Source organism: Streptomyces sp. PsTaAH-124 (genome assembly GCF_000373685.1).
GTDB classification, from domain to species: domain Bacteria; phylum Actinomycetota; class Actinomycetes; order Streptomycetales; family Streptomycetaceae; genus Streptomyces; species Streptomyces andamanensis.
This window is the reverse complement of sequence record NZ_KB892183.1, coordinates 1-22526: the sequence shown is the minus strand read 5'-3', so window position 1 is coordinate 22526 and position 22526 is coordinate 1. Positions and strand designations below refer to the sequence as shown.

Below are 22526 nucleotides of genomic sequence, written 5' to 3'. Positions count from 1 at the left end.
CCTTGTTGGGTGACTGACTCTCGACAGGACCGGTGCTCGACGGCAGCCGGATCACGTCGACTGCCCGGGTCCACTGGGCGGTTGGTAAGGGGCCCGCGGAGGATGGTGATGCGGGTCCTGGCCCCTGTACGGGGGATACGGCGGCGCCGCGGGCCTTGCGGGCGGCGCCGCCGTGACGGCCGAGCGGCGTCGGGAGCGGCGCGTCAGGATTACGACGGCGACCCCGAGAAGAACCGCGGCCGCGATACCGAGGCCCAGCCACAGAACGGTGCCGTCCTCACCGGAGGTGTGCGAAGCCGTGGCGGACGGACTGGCCTGGTCCGGCTCCGCGGCCGCGGGGCGCGTCGGCTCCGCGGCGGTGGGGGACGCGGAGGCGGATGCGGCGAGGTCGGGGAGCGGGTACTCGTCCGCGGGCCCGGGGTCCCCGGGATCGGTCAGAGCGACACGCGGACGGACACCGCCGTAGCCGACGAAGTCGCTGCGCTTCTCACCGCCGGCGGGCTTGCTGGCGGTGTTCAGCATGACGCGGAGGACCTGGTTGTTGGTCCAGTCGGGATGCTTGGACCAGATGAGGGCGGCGGAGGCGGAGGCGATGGCGCTGGCGTCGCTCGTTCCTCGTGTCCTGCAGATCTGACTACCGCCGGTACAGGCGTGAACCATGTCCACGCCCGGAGCCACCAGGTCGACCTGCGGGCCCGACTGCGAGAACGGAGCCGTCTTGGCCTTCTCGTCCGCCGCACCCACCCCGACCACGCCGGGCGTGGCCGCCGGGTACTGCGTCACGTTGGACCTGTCGCCGTTGTTTCCCACGGCGGCGAACAGCAGCTTGCCCCGGGAGAGGGCGTATTTCACCGCTGACTTCAGCTCGGGTGTCTCCACATTCTGCGAACCGGGCGCGTCGGCGGTGCCCAGAGACATGTTGATGATCTGGGCATCGCTGTCGGCCGCGTAGCGGATGGCCGTGCTGAGTACGCGGGAGAACTCGGCCTTGTTGTCGAACCGGCCGTCGTCCTCGGCGGCGTAGCGCATACGAATCGGCAGGATCTTCGCTCCGGGAGCCAGACCGTAGGACCCGTCCAGGGACCCCCGGGCACCCGTGGCCGCGATGAGCGCGGCCATGTCGGTGCCGTGCCCGGCGATGTCCGTATGCTCGTCCCCCCGCTGGCCCGAATAGTCCATGCCGTCCAGGACCTGGCCTTTGAGGTCGGTGAGCGAGCCGTCGACGCCCGAGTCGATGAGGGCTACGGTGACGCCGCGTCCAGTACTGGTCCTCCACATGTCCTGCGCGTGCATGGAGTCCAGATGCCACTGGCGCGAGCGTACGGAGTCCGCGTGAGCCGGAGCAGCGGTGAGGCCGAGGAGCAGGGCACTGAGAGCCGCGGCCGCCGCCGACCGGCGCGGCCATTGCGAGGTGCTGTGACGCATATGCCTTCCTGGTGGGGGAGTGGCCTCGAGTCAGCCGACGACGGGGGGAAGGGGCGGACGGTCTCCGCGCTCCCAGGTCTCCTCGTCCTCGACGAGGTAATCGGGACGCCGGCCTTGCCGCCGGTCCTTGCGCGAGCCCGCCGACTCGGCCGGATTCGATGCCGCTCCGGTGCGGCCCGCCACGGAACCGGTCTTCGCTTCACCTCCCGACGAGGAGCGGACAAGACCCGATCCGCCCGGAGTGAAGGGACGTCCGGCGCCGCGGTTCTGCTGCACGGCCCGGTTGCCGATGACCCCACCGGTCTCCGATGCCAGCCGGCGACCGCCGGCAGCACCCCCCGGCGAACCGCCGGCACCGGGACCGCCGGTGGTGACTCCACGCGCCATGCCCGTCTGGCCCTGGACGTTGTTGTTGCCGATGACCGTGCCGCGGGCGACGCCGCTCTGAGAACGGCCGGGCCCGGAGGCCACAGGACGGCCGCCGACGATGCCTGTCTCCCGGGGCGGCGCGGGAACCCGGCCGGTCGCGATGCCCGAGGGACGGGCCGACTGGGGCGACCTGGACGGATGCACCACCTGCGAGGACGGGGTCGCGACACGAACACGCCCGCTGTCGCTGAACGGCGGTGGTGCGACTGCCGGTTGTGCGGTCGCCGGTACGTCGGAGCGGGGGACACCTGTCGGGGGCTGGGCCGGACCGGTGGTGTCCGGCGTCTGATGCCTCGGCAGCGTCTCCAGCCCGTCCAGGTCCAGGGATGCCGGCTGCGCCGGGACCACCTGTCGATCGTGCACGTGCGGGCCGGTCACATGCGTGGTGGTCTCTCCGTGGACGGTGTGGGACGCGGGGACCGCTCCTGCGGAGACACTCGTGCCACTCGTGCCGTACCGGTGTGCGCCTGTTGCCGGCGCACCGCCGATCGCGGGGCGGCTGCCTCCGGACAACCGGTCCTTGCCCTCGCTCGACCACCAGTCGTCCGGCCCCGTCCGTCCCGCCGGCGGCGTGAACGTGGGCGGCGGCACACTGTTCACCTGCTGGGCCGAGTACTCGTACGTCTGGGCCAGTTTCCGCAGCTGCTGGACGGCCTCGTGGCGTGCCGCGTCGATGCGGTGCTGGGCGGCCGTGGCGTCTGTGTGGGCGGTGCGGGCGGCCTGCTGGGCGTCGGGGTCGTTGTGGACGCCGGGCTGCTGGAGCGCCGTGATGGTCTTGTGGGCGTCGGCGAGGTCCGTCTTGGCGCGTGCCGTCTCCGAGGTGTCGGGCATGGCGGCCTTGGCCTCGGCGATGGCCTGGGACACCGTCTCCATCCAGCGTGAGGCGACCTCGGCGTACTCCCCGAGGTGCAGCGTCGCGCTCGCCGTCTGGCCGCCCCAGTCGCGGAACGAGTCGCCGCCCTCGCCCTGCCACTCCAGACCCTTGACGTGCTCCATGAGATCGGAGCCGATCCTGGAGATCGTCGAGGCCGCCTTGGCGAGCTTGGCGGCCAGGTGGGACGCCCCGGCCGTGTTCGCGGAGTGCAGCAGGGCGGCGAGCTGCTCGTGGGTCATGGACTCGAAGTCCGTACGGGCGAGCTGAGGCGCTCGGCTCTTCGGGTGTCCGCCCATCACCACTGCTCCTTGGTCTCGTCGGAACCGGATCCGGCCGGCTGGTCCGGCTGCTGGACGTACGGATCCCGCCCCACCACGTAATACCTCTCCGCCTCCGCATTGACCGCCCGCATCCGCGCCTTGATGTCCTCGTCGAGGTTCGCGTAGCCCACGCGTGAGGCGTGGACCGCGAGGCCCATGCCCTCGATCTGGGCGCTGAGGGCCTTCGAGAGGTTCTCCAGCTCGTCGTGGACGGCCGCGTAGGAGTCGTAGAGGAACTGCGCCTCCTTGAAGTCGGCGGAGCCCAGCTGGGCCCGGGTCAGGCGGTCCCGGCCGACCTTGCCGGGCGCGGCCTCGGACTTGTCCAGGTCCGTGAGCAGCTCGTCCACGCGCTGCTTGAACTTCTTCATGGCGTTGTGCTGGATGTCCAGCGCCAGCTGCGGGTTCACCCCCGCGAGGCTGTCGAACGACGTACCGGTGTCCGGTGCGTGACGCGTTCCGTCCGGCCTGCCGCCCCCGTGCGAACTCACCTCAGCCGCCTCCCCGTTGTTCTCCCCGTGCACTCCGCTCGGCCGAACGGAGTGTGTGACCCGGCCTGTTGCTCCAGGTCTTCGCGACGACCCTAGTGGCGTTGCGTGAGCAGGCCCACCTGCATGAGCGACGAGCCGCGCCTGCGGGACACGAACACGCCGCGGCCCGGCGGCATCGGACGTGCCCGGACGGTGCCGAGGAGGTCGCCCTCGCTCGGGTCGCCCGAAAGGACCAGGCCCTGGGCGCCCAGCTCCTTCACGCGCTGCATGAAGGGCTCGTACATGGCCCGCGAGGCCCCGGCCGCGCTGCGCGCGACGACGAACTTGACGCCCACGTCCCGCGCGAAGGGCAGATGCTCCACCAACTGGGCCAGCGGATTGCCGGAGTTGGTGGCCACCAGCTCGTAGTCGTCGACGATGACGAACAGCTGCGGGCCGCTCCACCAGCTGCGGTCGCGCAGCTCCTGCGGGGTGATGTCCGGCTTCGGCGCCCGCATCTCCATGAACTGGCGCACCGCGTCCATGTGGACCTGCATCGCCGACGCCATGGGCGCGTACTCCAGCAGATGCGACTCGGGCACCGCCTCCAGCATGGTGCGCCGGTAGTCGCCGACGACGATGCGGGCCTCGGCGGGTGTGTAGCGCTCGCTGATCTGCCGGGCGATCAGCCGCAGCAGGTTCGTCCTGCCGGACTCGCTCTCGCCGAAGACGAGGAAGAACGGATCGGTGTCGAGATCGACGAAGACCGGCTCCAGGTTCTCCTCGTCGATGCCGATCGCGATGCCGTGCTGCGGGAACTCGAAGCCCTTGGGCAACTGGTCGGCCGGGAACCTGCGGGGCAGCAGCCGGACCGCCGGGGCCGCGGGCCCCTGCCAGCCGTCCCGCACGGACCGGACGAGCCGCGCCGTCGCGTCCGCCAGGTCGTCCGGCGCGGACGACGAGTCGATCCGCGGCAGGGCCGCCATGAAGTGCAGCTTCTCGGGCACCTGGCCGCGGCCCGGCACACCCGTCGGCACGTTGGCGGCCACCTTGCGGTCGAACTCGGAGTCCATCGCGTCGCCGAGGCGCAGTTCGAGCCGGCCGAGGATCTGGTCCTTCAGGGCCGCCCGCACCTCCATGTAGCGCGACGCCGTCACCACCACGTGCACGCCGTGTCCCAGGCCCCGCCCCGCGATGTCGTGGACGACGGCCTCCAGACCCTCGTGGTCCGTCTTGAAGTTGCCCCAGCCGTCGACGACCAGGAAGACGTCGCCCCAGGGCTCGCCGGGCAGGTCGCCCGCCGCGCGCCGCCTGCGGTACGTGCCGATGGAGTCGATGCCGTGCGTCCGGAAGAACTGCTCGCGCCGGTTGAGGATCCCGGCCACCTCCGCGACCGTACGGCGCACCCGCTCCGGGTCCAGACGCGAGGCGACCCCGCCCACATGCGGCAGGTCGCCGAGCGCCACCAGGCCGCCGCCACCGAAGTCGAGGCAGTAGAACTGCACTTCGTGCGGCGTGTGGGTGAGCGCGAACGAGGTGACCAGGGTCCGCAGGACCGTCGACTTGCCCGACTGCGGACCGCCGACGACCATCATGTGCCCGGCCGCGCCGGAGAAGTCCCGGTACAGCACCTCGCGCTTCTGCTCGAACGGCTTGTCGATCAGACCGAGCGGGACACTGAGGGCGTCCGGCCGCGCGGACTCCGCCGCCTGGAAGCCGCGTTCGGCGGACACGGCGAGACCGGGCAGCAACTGGTCCAGTGCGGGCGCGCGGTCCAGTGGCGGCAGCCACACCTGGTGCGCGGGCACCCCCTGGCCCTCCAGCCGCTGCACGATCACGTCCAGGACCGTGTCGGCCAGCGCGTCGTCCTCGGGGCGGGCCGTCGGCGACGGACGCGCCGGGCCGGGCGCCGGGGCGGCCACGGGCACGGGCGGCGCGGTGAACAGCGCGGGGCGGCGCTCGGCCGGCCGGCTGTCGCGGGTGGCGTCCGGGCCGCCCGCGCGGTACGCGCCCGACACATAGGCGGCCTTGAAGCGCACCATCTCGTCCGTGCCGAACTTCAGGTACCCGGAGCCGGGGACGGACGGCAGGTGGTACGCGTCCGGCACCCCCAGCGCCGTACGGGACTCGGCGGCGGAGAACGTCCGCAGACCGATCCGGTACGAGAGATAGGTGTCCAGCCCGCGCAGCCGGCCCTCCTCCAGCCGCTGCGAGGCGAGCAGCAGATGCACTCCCAGCGAGCGGCCGATCCGGCCGATCTGGATGAACATGTCGATGAAGTCCGGCTTGGCCGTGAGCAGTTCGCTGAACTCGTCGATGACGAGCACGAGCGAGGCCAGCGGCTCCAGCGGGGCGCCCGCGGCGCGCGCCTTCTCGTAGTCGTGGATGTTGGCGTAGTTGCCGGCCGAGCGCAGCAGTTCCTGGCGGCGTTGCAGCTCGCCCCGTATCGCGTCGCCCATGCGGTCGACCAGGGTGAGGTCGTCCGCGAGGTTGGTGATCACGGCGGCGACGTGCGGCATCTGCGACATCCCGGCGAAGGTCGCGCCGCCCTTGAAGTCGGCGAGGACGAAGTTGAGCGTCTCCGAGGAGTGGGTGACCGCCAGGCCCAGCACCAGGGTGCGCAGCAGTTCCGACTTGCCGGAGCCGGTCGCGCCCACGCACAGGCCGTGCGGCCCCATGCCCTCCTGCGCGGCCTCCTTGAGGTCCAGCATCACCGGCCGGCCGTCCTCGCCGACACCGATCGGCACCCGCAGCCGCTCCGGGGTCGAACGCGGCCGCCAGGTACGGGCGACGTCCACCGAGGAGGCGTCGCCGAGACCCAGCAGCTCGGTGAAGTCCAGGTTGGCCAGCAGGGGTTCGTCGTCGTCCTGGCCGCCCATACGCAGCGGGGCGAGCTGCCGGGCCAGGGCCTCGGCGGCGGGCAGCGACAGCCCGTCCGGCACGCCCTCGTAGGCGACACCGCCGCCGGAGTCGAGCCACAGCCGCTCCGGGCGCACGACCACCGACAGATCGCCGCGCGGCTGGTCCAGCTCACCGGGGACGACCTCGACGACCGTCACCCCCTGCATCCCCTCCACGGCGGCGAACGCCGAGGCGGGCGGGACCATGCCGCCGTCCAGCACGACCAGCACGTGCGGCCGGTCCAGCAGCGGCCGGCCGTCCCGGGAGAAACGCGGACGCCCCTCCAGGGTGCCCGCCAGCAACTGCTCCAGTTCGCCCAGGTCGTCGCCGAACAGCCGACGCGTGCCCGCGCCGTCGAACTGGCCCGCCACCTGGCAGTGCGGCAGCCACTTCGTCCAGTCCCAGCGGGGAAGCGCGCCCGGTGACGTCACCACGGCGACCACCAGGTCGTCGGGGGAGTGCAGGGTGACCGCCTGGGCCACCAGCGCGCGGGCCGCCGCCTGCGCACGCTCCGCCTCGCCGGACACGGTCACGTGGTAGAAGGCGCGCAGCGACAGCGCCACGGGCAGCCCGTCCAACTGGCCGTGCACCGCGAGGAACCGCTGCATCGCGCCCGCGCACAGCGGCTCCAGTTCGTCCACCGGCGCGGTGTGCGGCGCCACCAGGGGAGTGGCCAGCCGCTGCGGGCCGAGACCGATGCGCACCTGCCCGAAGTCGTCGTCCCCGGAACGGCGTTCCCACACCCGGCTGCCCTCGGCGACCACCGACCACAACTGCTCCGGCGCCGGGTGCAGATACAGCTGAGCGTCCCGCTGGCGCAGCGCCGTCCGGCGCACCGCGCGCCGGGTCTGGGCCAGATAGCGGAGGTAGTCGCGGCGCACGTCGGCCATTTGCCCTTGCGTACCGCGACGGTGCCGGACGATCTGCGAGACCACCATCGCCGCGGTCGACACCAGCATCACCACACCCATGATCCGCATGAACGGATGGGCGTTGGGCGACGCGAAGTAGAACACCACCGACGAGCCCATGCCGAGCGTCGGCAGGACCTGCATCAGCATGCCCTCCTGCTGACCGCGCGGCAGCTCGGGAGGAGTCTCCAATTGCAGGTCATCCGAGGGCACTTCGGGCGGTAGCGTGCGTGGTGGGCGCTTGATGACGATCTGGCTCACCGGAGCATCAATCCCTCGATACGGACGAACGGCCGCTCACCGGCACCCCCGTGGCGACGGTCGCCCTTCGCTTTGCGCCGATCCTACTGGCCGGTGCCGACGGAGCGTGCCGGTAGGGTGACGCCCGCAGCGTGCGCATCCGCGAACAGGGGGTCAGTGAAGGTGAGTACGTCCGCGGCGACGGGATTCTGCCGAGTCACCGTCGTGGCACCCGACAGCCGGATCGACGTGGCCCTCCCGGAGGACATCGCCGTCGCCGACATCTACCCGGAGATCCTGCGCCTGACCGGCCAGACCCAGCCCGTGGGCGCCCCCACCGGATACCACCTGGTGCGCCGCGACGGCCGCGTCCTCGACGGCGCCCGCACCCTGGCGGACGAACGGGTCCTGGACGGGGAGGTGCTCGGGCTCAGGCCGTTCGCCGAGTCCCTGCCGCCCGCGGTCCACGACGACGTCTCGGACGCCGTCGCCTCCGCCGTCGTACGCGACCGGCACCTGTGGAGCGACGACCTGCTGCGGGCGGCCGGACTGGCCGCCGGCGCACTGCTGTTGCTGCTGTGCGGCTTCGTCCTCTGGTACGCCGACCCCGTGCGCCACGACATGCACGGGCTGCCCGGCGTCGTCGCCGGCGCCCTCGGCGTGCTGCTGACCGCCTCCGCCGGCGTACGCGCCCGCGTGTACGCCGACCGGGCCGCCGCGGCCTGCCTGGGCCTCGGCGCCCTGCCGCTGCTGCTGATCGCGGGCTCCGGCATCGTCGGCCCCGCCGCCGGACAGGGCCCCGGCAAGCTCCAGTTCCTGCTGGGCTGCGCCACCGTCCTGGTCGCCGCCGTCGCCCTGGTCGCCCTCACCCCCGGCGGGGACGCGCCCTTCGTCGCCGCCGCCTGCGCGGCACTGGCCGGCACCCTGGCCACCTTCGCCGCCGTCCTCGCCGACGCCTCGGCCACCGCGACCGCCGCCGGCTGCGCCCCCGTCGCCGTCGGCCTGGTCGCCTTCCTGCCGGGGCTCTCCAGCCGCTTCGCCCGGCTGCCGATCGGCTACGCCTCGCCGCGTTCGGCCGCGCAGGACGACTTCGGGCCCGACCCCGCGCCCGGCCCGGACGGTCCGGACACCGGCCCGCTCGACGCCGAGCGCATCGCGGCCCAGGCCCGGCGCGGCCACGAGATGCTGCTCGGGCTGGTCGGCGGCACCGCGGCGGTCGTGGTCGCCGCGGCCGCCGTCCTCGGCTTCTCCGACGACGTGTGGGCGCAGCTCCTGGCCCTGGCCACAGGGCTGGCCATGCTGCTGCGCGCACGGCTGTTCCGCTACACCTCCCAGGTGTCCTGCGTCCTGGTCGCGGGCCTGGCCGCCGTCGCCCTGCTGCTGCTCGGCCTCGCCCTGCACCCGCCCGCCGAGGCCCTGCGCGACTTCGCGCTGCACGGCGACCGCGGCGCCCTCGACCTGCGCACCCTCTGGCTCACCGCCGCCGTGGCCGCAGGAGCCGTCCTGGTCACCGCGATCGGCCTGATCGTCCCGCGCAGCGGACTCAGCCCCTTCTGGGGCCGCTCCATGGAGATCGCCGAGGGCTTCGTCCTGCTGATCCTGGTACCGCTGGCCCTCGCCGTGCTCGGTGTGTACACCGCCGTCCGCTCGATGACCGGCTGACCCGACCGCTCGACCGCTCGACCGCTCGACCGCACGACCGCACGGCGGTGCGGCACGCGCGCGTGTGTGTGCCGCACCCCAGACCCCTGCCCGGACCGCCTCGCGACGCCCGTCCGGCGTGCGACGGCCCCGGGTGACGACCCGTACGAAGGGATTTTCTCGCGTGAGCTTCGGCCCGCCCCCCTCTCCCTACACCCAGTCCGCGCTCGCCGCGGACCGCACCCGCAGACGCCGCCGCATACGCGTGCTGGGCGCGGTGGCCGTCGTGGTGGCCGCCGCCGTCGGCGTGGGCGGCTGGATCCTGTCGTCCGCGGGGGACGACAGGCCCGCGGCCGCCCCCCGCCCGTCGGCCGCCCCGCAGAGCCCCGACGACATCCGCGAACTGACGGAGAAGACCCCGGTCACCCCCGAGGGCAAGCTGCTGGTCGAGTACCGGGAAGGCGACCTCGCCAAGACCGTCAAGGGCGACCCGCGGTACGCGCCGGGCACCTGGGCCACCGAGAAGGTGCTCGCCAAGGGCGTGGGCAACCGGATCGAGGGCCTGACCACCGCCGCCACGGGCGACGAGAAGGCGTGGACCCTCAAGCTCGACGGCCCCCTGTGCGCCACCAGCAAGCACCTCACCGCCGACGGGCGCACGGCGGTCGTGGTGCAGCCCGTGCGGTCCGGCTCCTCCGAGAAGTCGGGCGTCTGCGACCAGGTGGTGTTCTTCGACGTGAACACCGGCAAGAAGCTCTGGCAGGCGACGATGCCCTCGGCGGACAGGGCCTTCGTCACCAACACCAACCTGACCATGACCAAGGGCGTGGTGGCCGTCGCCTGGGGCCAGGGCTCGGTCGCGTACGACATGAAGAGCGGCAAGCAGCTCTGGAACAGCACGACCGTCTCCGCCTGCGAGGACAGCGGCTTCGCCGGCGGCCGTGCGCTGCTCGTCCTGGAGAAGTGCGGCGGCGAGTCGTCCGAGCCGACCTACCGGGTCGAGAAGCTGGAGCCGCGCACCGGCAAGCCCCTGTGGACGTACAAGGTGGCCGGCGGGGTCGAGGACGTCTTCCTGCCCTCGTCCGACCCGGCGGTGCTCGCGGTCGCGGCCGGCGACACCTCGGTGACCGACCTGATCACCCTCGACGGCACCGGCAAGCGCCTGGCCACCCTCTCCATGACCGGCTACGACCCCAAGTGCGGCGAACGCGACTTCGGCGCGGGCTACTTCGGCAAGGTGGAGTACTGCGACGGCGTCGTCGTGGGGCGCGACCACCTGTACGTCGTCAGCAAGGAGACCACCGAGCTGCGCCAGGCGGCCAACTGGATCGTGGCCTTCGACGTCCGCACCGGCAAGGCGGGCCGCAAGCTCGACGCGCGCCCCTCGCAGCCGATGGCCCCGCTCCAGATGAGCGGGGACGACCTGCTGGTCTTCCGGCGCAGCTACTCCACGATCGAACCGTCCTCGGTGATCCGCTGGAACCCGGCCACCGGCAAGGAGACGCCGTTCCTGTACTTCGGCCTCCCCGACGAGGACGGCGGTCTCGCCGACATCGAGCGGTCGGACATCCTCGTGGGGCAGGGCCGGGTCTACTTCGCCCAGCGCGAGCTGACCGCCGACGAGAAGCACCCGACGTACCCGGTGACGGCCGTCGTCGGCATCGGCAGCGCGGGCGCCCGGGACTGACGGACACGGCACGGGCGGCACGCGCGCGTGCCGCCCGTCAGCCGTTCACCGTCCGTCACCCGCACGGGGTGTGCGGCGGCGCCTCACTGCGCGTCGAGGCCGCCGTTGCGCTCGGTCGGCTCCAGATCGAACTCGCCGTCCCGGGCTCCCAGCACGAACGCCCGCCACTCCGCCTCCGTGTAGCGCAGCACGGTGCCGTGGTCGAGGGAGGACCGCATGGCCACGGCGCCGTCGGGAAGATAGGCGATCTCCACGCGCTCCTCGTGCTCCTCCGTGCCCGGTGCGCAGTGCCACTCCACGTCCGAGATGTCGAGCGCGTACAGTTCGTCGCGCTCGCGTTCCTTGCGTGCCTTGATCTCCGCTGCCGTCTCCGCCATCTCGCGGCGACCCCTTCCGACGTAGCCCTACGGTGCCAGCGACTCACCCTAGTGGCCGCGGCGCTCGTCGCGGGCCGCTCCGGAAACCCGGGGCGGAACGGCCCAGGCCGCCTGGTACCCTGAGTGACGGCCGTTTGTGTACGCATCTCCGGCGCCGCCGCAGGCATTCCTGCACGGGCCCTGGAGACCGCGCCCAGCGGACCCCGCCTCCCGAGTAACGGAAGCTCCCCGGAGACACAGACCTGGGGCACTCGGTGGCCGCTCACAGACCATGAGGAGTACGCGTGTCGCTCGACGCCGTCACGAAGAAGCAGATCATCTCCGAGTTCGGTACCAAGGAGGGCGACACCGGCTCCCCCGAGGTCCAGGTCGCTCTGCTGTCCCGTCGGATCTCCGACCTGACCGAGCACCTCAAGACCCACAAGCACGACCACCACTCCCGTCGTGGTCTGCTGATCCTGGTCGGTCAGCGCCGCCGGCTGCTCCAGTACCTGGCGAAGAAGGACATCCAGCGCTTCCGTGCGCTGGTCGACCGCCTCGGCATCCGCCGCGGTGCGGCGGGCGCCAAGTAGGACGCCGTGAAGGGAGCGGTTCCCGGTGAGGATCGGGGACCGCTCCCTTTGCCGTACGTGCGGAAACGTGCGGAGTGTCACTCACGCTTTGTAGTGTGGTAGCACGACGCGGACGGTAGGACACGGACCGCGGCACGAGACGGTGCGTACCAGCACGAGACGGTACGTACCGGACGCACCAAGCAGTACGACATACGCAACGAGGAGGAGCGCATCCCGCCGCCGCCGGTCCTCGGTAGTGGCCCCCGGGCGTACGAGCCCCGGGAGCTTCGATCGAAGACCGGCCCGCACCAGACGGAGCGCTTCTCCGCCACCGTCCCCCCGCCACACGGGCGGGGCGGGACGAAAGACGACAAGTAAACGGAGAAAACGCTGGTGGAGAACGAGACCCACTACGCCGAAGCCGTCATCGACAACGGTTCCTTCGGCACCCGCACCATCCGCTTCGAGACGGGCCGCCTGGCCAAGCAGGCCGCCGGTTCCGCCGTGGCGTACCTGGACGACGACACCATGGTGCTGTCGGCCACCACCGCCTCGAAGAACCCCAAGGACCAGCTCGACTTCTTCCCCCTCACGGTGGACGTCGAGGAGCGGATGTACGCGGCCGGCAAGATCCCCGGCAGCTTCTTCCGCCGGGAGGGCCGCCCCTCCGAGGACGCGATCCTCACCTGCCGCCTGATCGACCGCCCGCTGCGCCCGTCCTTCCGCAAGGGCCTGCGCAACGAGATCCAGGTCGTCTGCACCGTCATGGCGCTCAACCCCGACCACCTGTACGACGTCGTGGCGATCAACGCCGCCTCCGCGTCCACGCAGCTGGCCGGTCTGCCCTTCTCCGGCCCGATCGGCGGCGTCCGCGTCGCGCTGATCAACGGCCAGTGGGTCGCGTTCCCGACCCACACCGAGCTGGAGGACGCCGTCTTCGACATGGTCGTCGCCGGCCGTGTCCTGGAGGACGGCGACGTCGCGATCATGATGGTCGAGGCCGAGGCCACCGAGAAGACCATCCAGCTGGTCAAGGGCGGCTCCGAGGCCCCCACCGAAGAGGTCGTCGCCGCCGGTCTGGACGCCGCGAAGCCCTTCATCAAGGTGCTGTGCAAGGCCCAGTCCGACCTCGCCGCCAAGGCCGCCAAGCCGACCGGCGAGTTCCCGATCTTCCTCGACTACCAGGACGACGTCCTGGAGGCGCTGACCGCCGCGGTCCGCCCCGAGCTGGCCCAGGCGCTCACCATCGCCGGCAAGCAGGAGCGCGAGGCCGAGCTGGACCGCGTCAAGGGCCTGGCCGCCGAGAAGCTGCTGCCCGAGTTCGAGGGCCGCGAGAAGGAGATCTCCGCCGCGTACCGCTCGCTGACCAAGACCCTGGTCCGCGAGCGCGTCATCAAGGAGAAGAAGCGCATCGACGGCCGCGGCGTCACGGACATCCGTACGCTGGCCGCCGAGGTCGAGGCCATCCCGCGCGTGCACGGCTCCGCGCTGTTCGAGCGTGGCGAGACCCAGATCCTGGGCGTCACCACCCTCAACATGCTCCGCATGGAGCAGCAGCTGGACACCCTCTCCCCGGTGACCCGCAAGCGCTACATGCACAACTACAACTTCCCGCCGTACTCCACCGGTGAGACCGGCCGCGTGGGCTCGCCCAAGCGCCGCGAGATCGGCCACGGCGCCCTCGCCGAGCGCGCGCTCGTGCCGGTGCTGCCCACCCGCGAGGAGTTCCCCTACGCGATCCGCCAGGTGTCCGAGGCCCTCGGCTCCAACGGCTCGACGTCCATGGGCTCGGTCTGCGCCTCCACCATGTCCCTGCTGAACGCCGGTGTGCCCCTCAAGGCCCCGGTCGCCGGCATCGCCATGGGCCTGATCTCCCAGGAGATCGAGGGCGAGACGCACTACGTCACCCTCACCGACATCCTCGGTGCGGAGGACGCCTTCGGCGACATGGACTTCAAGGTCGCCGGCACCAAGGAGTTCGTCACCGCCCTCCAGCTCGACACCAAGCTGGACGGCATCCCGGCCTCCGTCCTGGCCGCCGCCCTCAAGCAGGCCCGTGACGCCCGCCTCCACATCCTCGACGTGATGATGGAAGCGATCGACACGCCGGACGAGATGTCCCCCAACGCGCCGCGGATCATCACCGTGAAGATCCCGGTCGACAAGATCGGCGAGGTCATCGGCCCCAAGGGCAAGATGATCAACCAGATCCAGGAGGACACCGGCGCCGAGATCACCATCGAGGACGACGGCACCATCTACATCGGTGCCGCCGACGGCCCGGCCGCCGAGGCCGCCCGCACCACGATCAACAGCATCGCCAACCCGACGATGCCCGAGGTCGGCGAGCGCTACCTGGGCACGGTCGTGAAGACGACCACCTTCGGCGCCTTCGTCTCGCTGATGCCCGGCAAGGACGGACTGCTGCACATCTCGCAGATCCGCAAGCTGGCCGGCGGCAAGCGCGTGGAGAACGTCGAGGACGTCCTCGGCGTGGGCCAGAAGGTCCAGGTCGAGATCGCCGAGATCGACTCCCGCGGCAAGCTCTCCCTGATCCCTGTGATCGAGGGCGAAGAGGCCGGCGAAGAGCAGAAGGACGACGCCGCCAAGTGACGTCCCGTGGCTTCAAGGCGACGGCCCGCACCTCCTCGGAGGCGCGGGCCGTCGCCCGTACCCAAACCCTGATCAAGGGCACCGCCGGCATCGGCACCGTCCGCAGGACCACCCTCCCCGGCGGCCTGCGCGTCGTCACCGAGACCCTGCCCTCCGTGCGCTCGGCCACCTTCGGCATCTGGGCGCACGTCGGCTCCCGCGACGAGACCCCCTCGCTGAACGGCGCCACCCACTACCTGGAGCACCTGCTCTTCAAGGGCACCGGCAGCCGCTCCGCCCTGGACATCTCCGCCGCCCTCGACGCCGTCGGCGGCGAGATGAACGCGTTCACGGCGAAGGAGTACACGTGCTACTACGCACGCGTGCTCGACACCGACCTGCCGCTCGCCATCGACGTGGTCTGCGACATGCTCACCGGTTCGCTGATCCGCGAGGAGGACGTCGACGTCGAACGCGGCGCCATCCTCGAAGAGATCGCCATGACCGAGGACGACCCCGGCGACGGCGTGCACGACCTGTTCGCGCACACCATGTTCGGCGACAACCCGCTGGGCCGCCCGGTCCTCGGCACCGTCGACACGGTCAACGCCCTCACCGCCGACCGCATCCGCCGCTTCTACCGCAAGCACTACGACCCGACCCACCTCGTGGTCGCCTGCGCCGGCAACGTCGACCACGCCAAGGTCGTACGCCAGGTCCGCGCCGCCTTCGAGAAGGCCGGCTCCCTGGGGAACACCGGGGCCGAGCCGATCGCCCCGCGCGACGGCCGCCGCGCGCTGCGCACCGCGGGCCGCGTCGAACTCCAGAACAGGAAGACGGAGCAGGCCCACGTGGTGCTCGGCATGCCGGGCCTGGCCCGCACCGACGAGCGCCGCTGGGCCCTCGGCGTCCTCAACACCGCCCTCGGCGGCGGCATGTCCTCCCGCCTCTTCCAGGAGGTCCGGGAGAAGCGCGGCTTGGCCTACAGCGTGTACTCCTACACCTCGGGCTTCGCCGACTGCGGCCTCTTCGGCGTCTACGCCGGCTGCCGGCCCAGCCAGGTGCACGACGTGCTGCGCATCTGCCGCGACGAACTCGACCACGTCGCCGAGCACGGCCTGTCCGACGACGAGATCGACCGCGCCATCGGCCAGCTCCGGGGCTCCACCGTCCTCGGCCTGGAGGACACCGGCGCGCTGATGAACCGCATCGGCAAGAGCGAACTGTGCTGGGGCGAGCACCTCTCCGTCGACGACATGCTGGCCAGGATGGCCGCGGTCACCCCCGACGAGGTCCGCGAGGTCGCCCGCGACATCCTGGGACAGCGCCCGTCCCTGTCGGTCATCGGCCCGCTCAAGGACAAGCAGGCCGCCCGCCTGCACGACGCGGTCGCCTGACGCCCGGCCGCGCCACCCCCTTCGGTCACGCGTCACCCCCTTCGGTCAAAGGAAGCAAGAGATGAGCAAGCTGCGCGTGGCGGTCCTCGGTGCCGGGGGCCGGATCGGTTCCGAGGCCGTACGGGCCGTCGAGGCCGCCGAGGACATGGAGCTGGTCGCCGCCCTCGGCCGCGGTGACAAGCTGGAGACGCTCACCGAGAGCGGCGCCCAGGTGGCGGTCGAGCTGACCACCCCCGACTCGGTGATGGACAACCTCGACTTCTGCGTGGACCACGGCATCCACGCCGTCGTCGGCACCACCGGCTGGACCGACGACCGCCTCGCGCGGCTGCGGGAACGGCTCGGCCGGTCCCCGGAGACCGGTGTGCTCATCGCCCCGAACTTCTCCATCGGGGCCGTCCTCACCATGAAGTTCGCCCAGATCGCGGCGCCCTACTTCGAGTCCGTCGAGGTCATCGAGCTGCACCACCCGGGCAAGGTGGACGCCCCCAGCGGCACGGCCACGCGCACCGCCCAGCTCATCGCCGCGGCCCGCGCCGAGGCCGGCACCGCCCCGGCGCCGGACGCCACGGCCACCGCCCTGGACGGCGCCCGCGGCGCGGACGTCGACGGTGTCCCCGTGCACGCCGTGCGGCTGCGCGGGCTCCTCGCCCACCAGGAGGTCCTGCTGGGCGGCGAGGGCGAGACGCTCACGGTCCGCCACGACTCGCTCCACCACAGCAGCTTCATGCCGGGCATCCTGCTCGGCGTGCGCCGTGTGGTGACCACTCCGGGCCTGACCTTCGGCCTGGAGCACTTCCTCGACCTGAACTGAGCCCTGGAACCATGCGCGCGAAGATCACCTATCTCGTCACGGCCGCCGTCCTGGTCTTCTACTTCGTCCTGGTCGGCAGCCGCGGCGTCCTGCTCATCGAGTCCGGCACGCTCGTGACGGTCACCTTCGGGATCGCCGTACTGATCCTGCCGGTGATCGGTCTGTGGTTCCTGTGGAAGAACACCGAGTTCGTCCGCCGGGCCAACCAGCTCGCCGCCGAACTCGACGCCGAGGGCGGCCTGCCCGTCGACCAGCTCAGGCGCACGCCCAGCGGACGGATCGACCGTGACTCGGCCGACGAGGTCTTCGCGCTGCGCAAGGCCGAGACGGAGGCGGCCCCCGACGACTGGCGCACCTGGTTCCGCCTGGCCGTCGCCTACCACGACGCCCGTGACACCCCCCGGGCCCGCAAGGCGATGCAGCGCGCCATCGCCCTGCACCGGGGCAAGCCCGTCCAGGCGGCCTGAGGCCAGGGCGAGGACCGGCCCGGCGACGCGTACCGGCTCAGCGCTGCCGGTACTCGTCCGCCCACGCCTCCAGCGTGTCCGCCGCCCGGTCGAACGCCGTCGCCCGGCTCAGGAAGTCGGCGTTGTGCGTGGTCAGCAGCGGCGGTACGGACTCCTGCGGGCGCCCCCTGCGGACCAGCAGCAGGGCCTGGCCCTGCACCGTCCGCGGCAGCCCGAGCCAGCGCACCGGCTGCTGGGCGGTACGGACGCTGACGACCTGGGCCCACGGGATCGTACGGGTGACCAGGAAGCCGGTCCGGCGCAGCCCGCGCGCGCTCACCCACACGCCCATGCGCAGCAGCCGCAGCGCGGCGGCGATGACGAGGACCCCCACGAGCAGGCAGACCGTGCCGCCGGTCAGCGCGCCGGTCAGCGCGATGACCACCGCCGACAGCATGACGAACGAGGCGATCAGCAGCACCAGCGCAGCCACCCCCACCCGCCAGGGGCCGGGGCGGTAGGGCCGCCGCCAGCGCTCGCGGTCGTCGAACGGCAGCGCGACATCGTCCGCTGCGTCGAAGGCGCGTTCGGCCGTCAGGAAGGACAGGGGCACGGCGGGTCCTCACTCAATCCACGCTGGGGCTGTGCCCGGTGAGGCTATCCGGCCGTGTCGTCGCTCACCACCCGCGGGGGGCCAAGGGGGTGGCAGCGCACGGGAGGGGAAGGGGGAACGGGAAGGGGATCCGGGAGGCCGGCGGCCTCAGCGGCCGTCGGAGGCCTGCTGGGTCTGTGTGGGGGAGTCCGTGGTCTTCAGTGCGGGCATCCCGAGCACCAGGGAGCCCACGAGTCCCGCGACGATGGTCAGGCCCAGCAGCCAGCGGCCGGCCAGCTGAGCGACGGACGCCCGCCGCCGGGGCGGGGGAGCGACATTGCTGCGGAACCGGTCGGCCTCTGCGACGAAGGAGAACGGGACGGGCTCGCGCCGACGGAACATCGGAGGTACGGCTCCCTTCGGGGGTCGGTCGGCCCCGTGCGGACTCGAACGGGTGTGTCTCACTGATACAGACGCATGAGTGACCGGAAAGGTGCCCTTTTCCGGAAAATTCATGGGGCGCGTGGGCGAACCGTTACCCGCGAGACGGCCCCCGTAGAGTGGGCGCCGCCCGACAGCCGTGCAAGGAAGGACCCCCCGCGCCGTGACCGACACCCCCGCCGACGACCAGAAGCCCAGCTTCCGCAGCGATGTCACCGTCGAGCTGGTCAAGCACACCGCTTCGGACGCGGACGTGCTCTTCGCTGCCCGCGTCTCGACCCTCGGCGAGCAGTCCCTCGACGAACTGGGCAAGGACCCCGAGCGCTCCCGGGGCCTGATCAACTACCTGATGCGGGACCGGCACGGCAGCCCCTTCGAGCACAACTCGATGACCTTCTTCGTCAGCGCCCCGATCTTCGTCTTCCGCGAGTTCATGCGGCACCGGGTCGGGTGGTCCTACAACGAGGAGTCCGGCCGCTACCGGACGCTCCAGCCGGTGTTCTACGTGCCCGACGAGTCCCGCAAGCTGGTCCAGCAGGGCCGGCCCGGCAAGTACGAGTTCGTCGAGGGCACCCAGGCCCAGCAGGAGCTGGTCGGCCGGGTCATGGAGGACACCTACCGCGAGGCGTACGCGTCCTACCAGGAGATGCTGGCCGCCGGGGTCGCCCGCGAGGTCGCGCGGGCCGTCCTGCCGGTGGGGCTGTTCTCCTCCATGTACGCCACCTGCAACGCCCGCTCGCTGATGCACTTCCTGGGGCTGCGCACCCAGCACGAGCTGGCCAGGGTGCCGTCGTTCCCGCAGCGGGAGATCGAGATGGTCGGCGAGCGGATGGAGGCCGAGTGGGCGAAGCTCATGCCCCTCACGTACGCCGCGTTCAACGCCAACGGCCGGGTGGCCCCGTAGCCCGCACCGGCGGCGCGCGCCCCTGTCCTTCCCCGGGGCGCAGCCAGGCACAGATGTACGGATCGGCTGCGCGAAGTGTCCGTATTGCGGCATTTATGGAAGTTATCTAGCCTGATCGAACGGACCCGGCACTGCTTGAACCCCCGAGCAGGCAGTGCCGGGCTCCACTCTTGTCACGACTTGTCGCCCGCCCCGAGGGCAGACCCCGGCCTGAGCAGCGAGTAGCGTGTTACCCATGGCTCCGACCTCGACTCCGCAGACCCCCTTCGGGCGGGTCCTCACCGCCATGGTCACGCCCTTCACGGCGGACGGCGCACTCGACCTCGACGGCGCGCAGCGGCTCGCCGCCCACCTGGTGGACGCAGGCAACGACGGCCTGGTCGTCAACGGCACCACCGGCGAGTCCCCCACCACCAGCGATGCGGAGAAAACGGAGCTGGTACGCGCGGTCGTGGCCGCCGTCGGAGACCGCGCCCACGTCGTGGCCGGCGTCGGCACCAACGACACCCACCACAGCGTCGAGCTGGCCCGCGCCGCCGAGCAGGCGGGCGCGCACGGCCTGCTCACCGTCACGCCGTACTACAACAAGCCCCCGCAGGAGGGCCTGTACCGGCACTTCACGGCGATCGCCGACGCGACCGGCCTGCCCGTCATGCTCTACGACATCCCCGGCCGCAGCGGGGTCCCCATCAACACGGAGACCCTGGTCCGCCTCGCCGAGCACCCGAGGATCGTCGCCAACAAGGACGCCAAGGGCGACCTCGGTCGCGCGAGCTGGGCCATCGCCCGCTCCGGGCTCGCCTGGTACTCCGGCGACGACATGCTGAACCTGCCGCTGCTCTCCGTCGGCGCGGTCGGCTTCGTCTCGGTCGTCGGCCACCTCGTCACCCCCGAGCTGCGCACCCTCGTCGACGCGTACACCTCCGGCGACGTCCAGAAGGCCACCGAGATCCACCAGAAGCTGCTGCCGGTCTACACCGGCATGTTCCGCACCCAGGGCGTCATGACCACCAAGGCCGCGCTCGCCCTCCAGGGCCTGCCCGGCGGACCGCTGCGGCTGCCCATGGTCGAGCTGACGTCCGAAGAGACCGAACAGCTCAAGATCGATCTTGCCGCCGGCGGGGTACAGCTCTGACAACAGGACTTCGCGAGATCTCTCGCACCGCCCGGATCCACCCGGAAACCACATCCGGGAACCGGGCACCACAACTGAACACGCACGAGAAACCGCAGGCCACCGGTGCCTGCGCAGTCCACAACGACAACTGCTTCAGCACGAAGTCACGCGCGCCACGTGCCCACCGGTACGTGGCGCGTGTGGTGAGGAGGGTCTTTTGAGTCACCCGCATCCTGAACTCGCGCCGCCCCCGCCGCTCGCCGACGGTGGCCTTCGCGTCACCCCGCTCGGCGGTCTCGGTGAGATCGGCCGCAACATGACGGTCTTCGAGTACGGCGGACGCCTGCTGATCGTCGACTGCGGAGTGCTCTTCCCCGAGGAGGAGCAGCCCGGAATCGACCTGATCCTGCCGGACTTCACGTCCATCCGGGACCGCCTCGACGACATCGAGGGCATCGTCCTCACCCACGGCCACGAGGACCACATCGGCGGCGTCCCCTATCTCCTGCGGGAGAAGCCGGACATCCCCCTGATCGGCTCCAAGCTGACCCTCGCGCTCATCGAGGCCAAGCTCCAGGAACACCGCATCCGGCCGTACACACTGGAGGTCGCGGAGGGGAACCGGGAGCGCATCGGCCCCTTCGACTGCGAGTTCGTCGCGGTCAACCACTCCATCCCGGACGCGCTGGCCGTCGCCATCCGCACCCCGGCCGGCATGGTGGTCCACACCGGCGACTTCAAGATGGACCAGCTCCCGCTGGACAACCGCCTCACCGACCTGCACGCCTTCGCCCGGCTGAGCGAGGAGGGCATCGACCTCCTCCTCTCCGACTCGACGAACGCCGAGGTCCCCGGCTTCACGCCGCACGAGCGGGACATCTCCGGAGTGCTGCGCCAGGTCTTCGCCGGCGCCGGCAAGCGGATCATCGTGGCGAGCTTCGCCAGCCACGTCCACCGCATCCAGCAGATCCTGGACGCCGCCCACGAGTACGGCCGCCGGGTCGCCTTCGTCGGGCGCTCCATGGTCCGCAACATGGGCATCGCCCGGGACCTGGGCTATCTGAAGGTCCCGCCGGGCCTGGTCGTGGACGTCCGCACGCTGGACGACCTGCCCGACCACGAGGTGGTCCTCGTCTGCACCGGTTCCCAGGGCGAACCGATGGCGGCCCTGTCCCGCATGGCCAACCGGGACCACCAGATCCGTATCGTCGAGGGCGACACGGTGATCCTGGCGTCCTCCCTGATCCCCGGCAACGAGAACGCGGTCTACCGCGTCATCAACGGCCTGACCCGCTGGGGCGCCAACGTCGTCCACAAGGGCAACGCCAAGGTGCACGTCTCGGGGCACGCCTCGGCCGGTGAGCTGCTGTACTTCTACAACATCTGCCGCCCCCGGAACCTGATGCCGGTGCACGGCGAGTGGCGCCATCTGCGCGCCAACGCCGAACTGGGCGCGCTCACCGGTGTGCCGCACGACCGGATCGTCATCGCCGAGGACGGCGTGACCGTCGACCTCGTCGAGGGCAAGGCCAAGATCTCCGGCAAGGTCCAGGCCGGCTATGTGTATGTCGACGGCCTCTCGGTCGGCGACGTGGGCGAGCCCGCGCTGAAGGACCGCAAGATCCTCGGTGACGAGGGCATCATCTCGGTCTTCGTGGTGGTCGACTCCACCACCGGCAAGGTCACCGCGGGCCCGCACGTCCAGGCCCGCGGCTCGGGCATCGACGACTCCGCCTTCGGCGCGGTCATGCCCAAGATCACGCAGGCCCTGGAGAAGACCGCCCAGGAGGGCATCGCCGACTCCCACCAGATGCAGCAGCTCATCCGCCGCACGCTGGGCAAGTGGGTCTCCGACACCTACCGGCGCAGGCCGATGATCCTCCCGGTGGTCGTGGAGGTCTGAGCCCGAACAGGCAGCGGGGCGCCTCGATTTGCATCGGGGCGCCCCGCTCCAGTACGTTTACGGCTCCGCCCAGCCGGGAACCAGGACGCCTCAGGCGCTCCGCACATGGTTGCCGGAGGGGGCGGGAAATCCGACTCAGAATCTCTGATAAAGTCGGAACCGCCGGAAAGGGAAACGCGGAAGCGGGAACCTGGAAAGCGCCGAGGAAATCGGATCGGAAAAAGATCTGATAGAGTCGGAAACGCAAGACCGAAGGGAAGCGCCCGGAGGAAAGCCCGAGAGGGTGAGTACAAAGGAAGCGTCCGTTCCTTGAGAACTCAACAGCGTGCCAAAAGTCAACGCCAGATATGTTGATACCCCGTCTCCGGCCGTCATGGTCGGGACGAGGTTCCTTTGAAGAAAACACAGCGAGGACGCTGTGAACCGGGGGAACATTCCTTCCCCTTGGTTCCGCTCTCGTGCGTGTCAACCGGCTGAATTAATTTTCTGGCCGA

General features: G+C 71.2%; 17 protein-coding genes. 10 read left to right on the top strand and 7 right to left on the bottom strand.

Annotated elements, in window-relative coordinates; translation table 11 throughout:
- Positions 1–51 precede the first annotated feature (51 nt).
- From mycP to B086_RS0125995, 4 genes are all read right to left on the bottom strand, one after another.
- Positions 52–1425 (bottom strand): type VII secretion-associated serine protease mycosin, encoded by a 1374-nt coding sequence (gene mycP / locus B086_RS0126010; RefSeq protein ID WP_018569369.1) that lies wholly within the window; start codon positions 1423–1425, stop codon positions 52–54.
- Positions 1426–1455: 30 nt separating this feature from the next.
- Entirely contained in the window at positions 1456–3024 is a 1569-nt protein-coding gene (locus B086_RS0126005; protein WP_018569368.1) for a hypothetical protein, read from the bottom strand.
- Complete coding sequence (locus tag B086_RS0126000) at positions 3024–3455, bottom strand: hypothetical protein (protein WP_018569367.1); 432 nt, start codon at positions 3453–3455, stop codon at positions 3024–3026. Before B086_RS0126000 ends, B086_RS0126005 begins: the two co-directional genes overlap by 1 nt.
- Before the next feature lie 173 nt (positions 3456–3628).
- On the bottom strand, positions 3629–7588 hold the full coding sequence (locus B086_RS0125995) for a type VII secretion protein EccC (RefSeq protein WP_026252773.1): 3960 nt from the start codon (positions 7586–7588) through the stop codon (positions 3629–3631).
- A 162-nt stretch (positions 7589–7750) separates the two neighbouring features.
- Between B086_RS0125995 and eccD the strand changes: the two genes are divergently transcribed.
- Together eccD and B086_RS0125985 are read left to right on the top strand one after the other, a co-directional pair.
- A complete protein-coding gene (eccD, locus tag B086_RS0125990; protein ID WP_026252772.1) occupies positions 7751–9229 on the top strand; it encodes a type VII secretion integral membrane protein EccD in 1479 nt (492 codons plus the stop codon).
- A 163-nt stretch (positions 9230–9392) separates the two neighbouring features.
- A complete protein-coding gene (locus tag B086_RS0125985; RefSeq protein ID WP_018569364.1) occupies positions 9393–10895 on the top strand; it encodes a PQQ-binding-like beta-propeller repeat protein in 1503 nt (500 codons plus the stop codon).
- Between the two features lie 83 nt (positions 10896–10978).
- Here the strand turns inward: B086_RS0125985 and B086_RS0125980 are convergent, their stop codons facing one another.
- Positions 10979–11272 carry a DUF397 domain-containing protein gene (locus tag B086_RS0125980; protein WP_018569363.1) on the bottom strand — a complete coding sequence of 98 codons (294 nt, stop codon included), beginning with the start codon at positions 11270–11272 and terminating at the stop codon, positions 10979–10981.
- Between the two features lie 284 nt (positions 11273–11556).
- On the opposite strand from B086_RS0125980, the gene rpsO reads away from it, so the two are divergent.
- The 5 genes from rpsO (at position 11557) to B086_RS0125955 (ending at position 17096) form a co-directional block, all read left to right on the top strand.
- On the top strand, positions 11557–11844 hold the full coding sequence (rpsO, locus tag B086_RS0125975; protein WP_018569362.1) for a 30S ribosomal protein S15: 288 nt from the start codon (positions 11557–11559) through the stop codon (positions 11842–11844).
- A 375-nt stretch (positions 11845–12219) separates the two neighbouring features.
- Positions 12220–14439 carry a polyribonucleotide nucleotidyltransferase gene (locus B086_RS0125970; RefSeq protein ID WP_018569361.1) on the top strand — a complete coding sequence of 740 codons (2220 nt, stop codon included), beginning with the start codon at positions 12220–12222 and terminating at the stop codon, positions 14437–14439.
- The gene (locus B086_RS0125965; RefSeq protein WP_018569360.1) at positions 14436–15815 is read left to right on the top strand and encodes a M16 family metallopeptidase; all 1380 of its coding nucleotides are present in this window, start codon (positions 14436–14438) and stop codon (positions 15813–15815) included. The genes B086_RS0125970 and B086_RS0125965 overlap by 4 nt, the downstream gene beginning before the upstream one ends.
- Positions 15816–15876: 61 nt before the next feature.
- Positions 15877–16629: a 4-hydroxy-tetrahydrodipicolinate reductase gene (gene dapB / locus B086_RS0125960; RefSeq protein ID WP_018569359.1), complete on the top strand. Its 753-nt coding sequence runs from the start codon at positions 15877–15879 to the stop codon at positions 16627–16629.
- Between the two features lie 11 nt (positions 16630–16640).
- Positions 16641–17096, top strand: a complete 456-nt coding sequence (locus B086_RS0125955) for a hypothetical protein (protein ID WP_018569358.1) — start codon at positions 16641–16643, stop codon at positions 17094–17096.
- 37 nt (positions 17097–17133) lie between these two features.
- On the opposite strand, the gene B086_RS0125950 is transcribed toward B086_RS0125955, so the two are convergent.
- Together B086_RS0125950 and B086_RS0125945 are read right to left on the bottom strand one after the other, a co-directional pair.
- Positions 17134–17688, bottom strand: coding sequence for a hypothetical protein (locus B086_RS0125950; protein ID WP_018569357.1), 555 nt, complete (start codon positions 17686–17688; stop codon positions 17134–17136).
- A 147-nt stretch (positions 17689–17835) separates the two neighbouring features.
- Positions 17836–18069 (bottom strand): hypothetical protein, encoded by a 234-nt coding sequence (locus B086_RS0125945; protein ID WP_018569356.1) that lies wholly within the window; start codon positions 18067–18069, stop codon positions 17836–17838.
- 202 nt (positions 18070–18271) lie between these two features.
- Between B086_RS0125945 and thyX the strand changes: the two genes are divergently transcribed.
- The 3 genes from thyX (at position 18272) to B086_RS0125930 (ending at position 22032) form a co-directional block, all read left to right on the top strand.
- Entirely contained in the window at positions 18272–19012 is a 741-nt protein-coding gene (gene thyX, locus B086_RS0125940; RefSeq protein ID WP_018569355.1) for an FAD-dependent thymidylate synthase, read from the top strand.
- A 235-nt stretch (positions 19013–19247) separates the two neighbouring features.
- Positions 19248–20147 carry a 4-hydroxy-tetrahydrodipicolinate synthase gene (gene dapA / locus B086_RS0125935; protein WP_018569354.1) on the top strand — a complete coding sequence of 300 codons (900 nt, stop codon included), beginning with the start codon at positions 19248–19250 and terminating at the stop codon, positions 20145–20147.
- A gap of 199 nt (positions 20148–20346) precedes the next feature.
- Entirely contained in the window at positions 20347–22032 is a 1686-nt protein-coding gene (locus tag B086_RS0125930) for a ribonuclease J (RefSeq protein ID WP_018569353.1), read from the top strand.
- Positions 22033–22526 lie beyond the last annotated feature (494 nt).

Excerpts from the sequence above, each read along its gene's own strand:
- dapA (WP_018569354.1), top strand. The coding sequence starts at position 19,248 with ATGGCTCCGACCTCGACTCCGCAGACCCCCTTCGGGCGGGTCCTCACC.
- dapB (WP_018569359.1), top strand. The coding sequence starts at position 15,877 with ATGAGCAAGCTGCGCGTGGCGGTCCTCGGTGCCGGGGGCCGGATCGGT.
- B086_RS0125945 (WP_018569356.1), bottom strand. The coding sequence starts at position 18,069 with ATGTTCCGTCGGCGCGAGCCCGTCCCGTTCTCCTTCGTCGCAGAGGCC.
- B086_RS0126005 (WP_018569368.1), bottom strand. The coding sequence starts at position 3,024 with ATGGGCGGACACCCGAAGAGCCGAGCGCCTCAGCTCGCCCGTACGGAC.
- B086_RS0125980 (WP_018569363.1), bottom strand. The coding sequence starts at position 11,272 with ATGGCGGAGACGGCAGCGGAGATCAAGGCACGCAAGGAACGCGAGCGC.
- B086_RS0125955 (WP_018569358.1), top strand. The coding sequence starts at position 16,641 with ATGCGCGCGAAGATCACCTATCTCGTCACGGCCGCCGTCCTGGTCTTC.
- mycP (WP_018569369.1), bottom strand. The coding sequence starts at position 1,425 with ATGCGTCACAGCACCTCGCAATGGCCGCGCCGGTCGGCGGCGGCCGCG.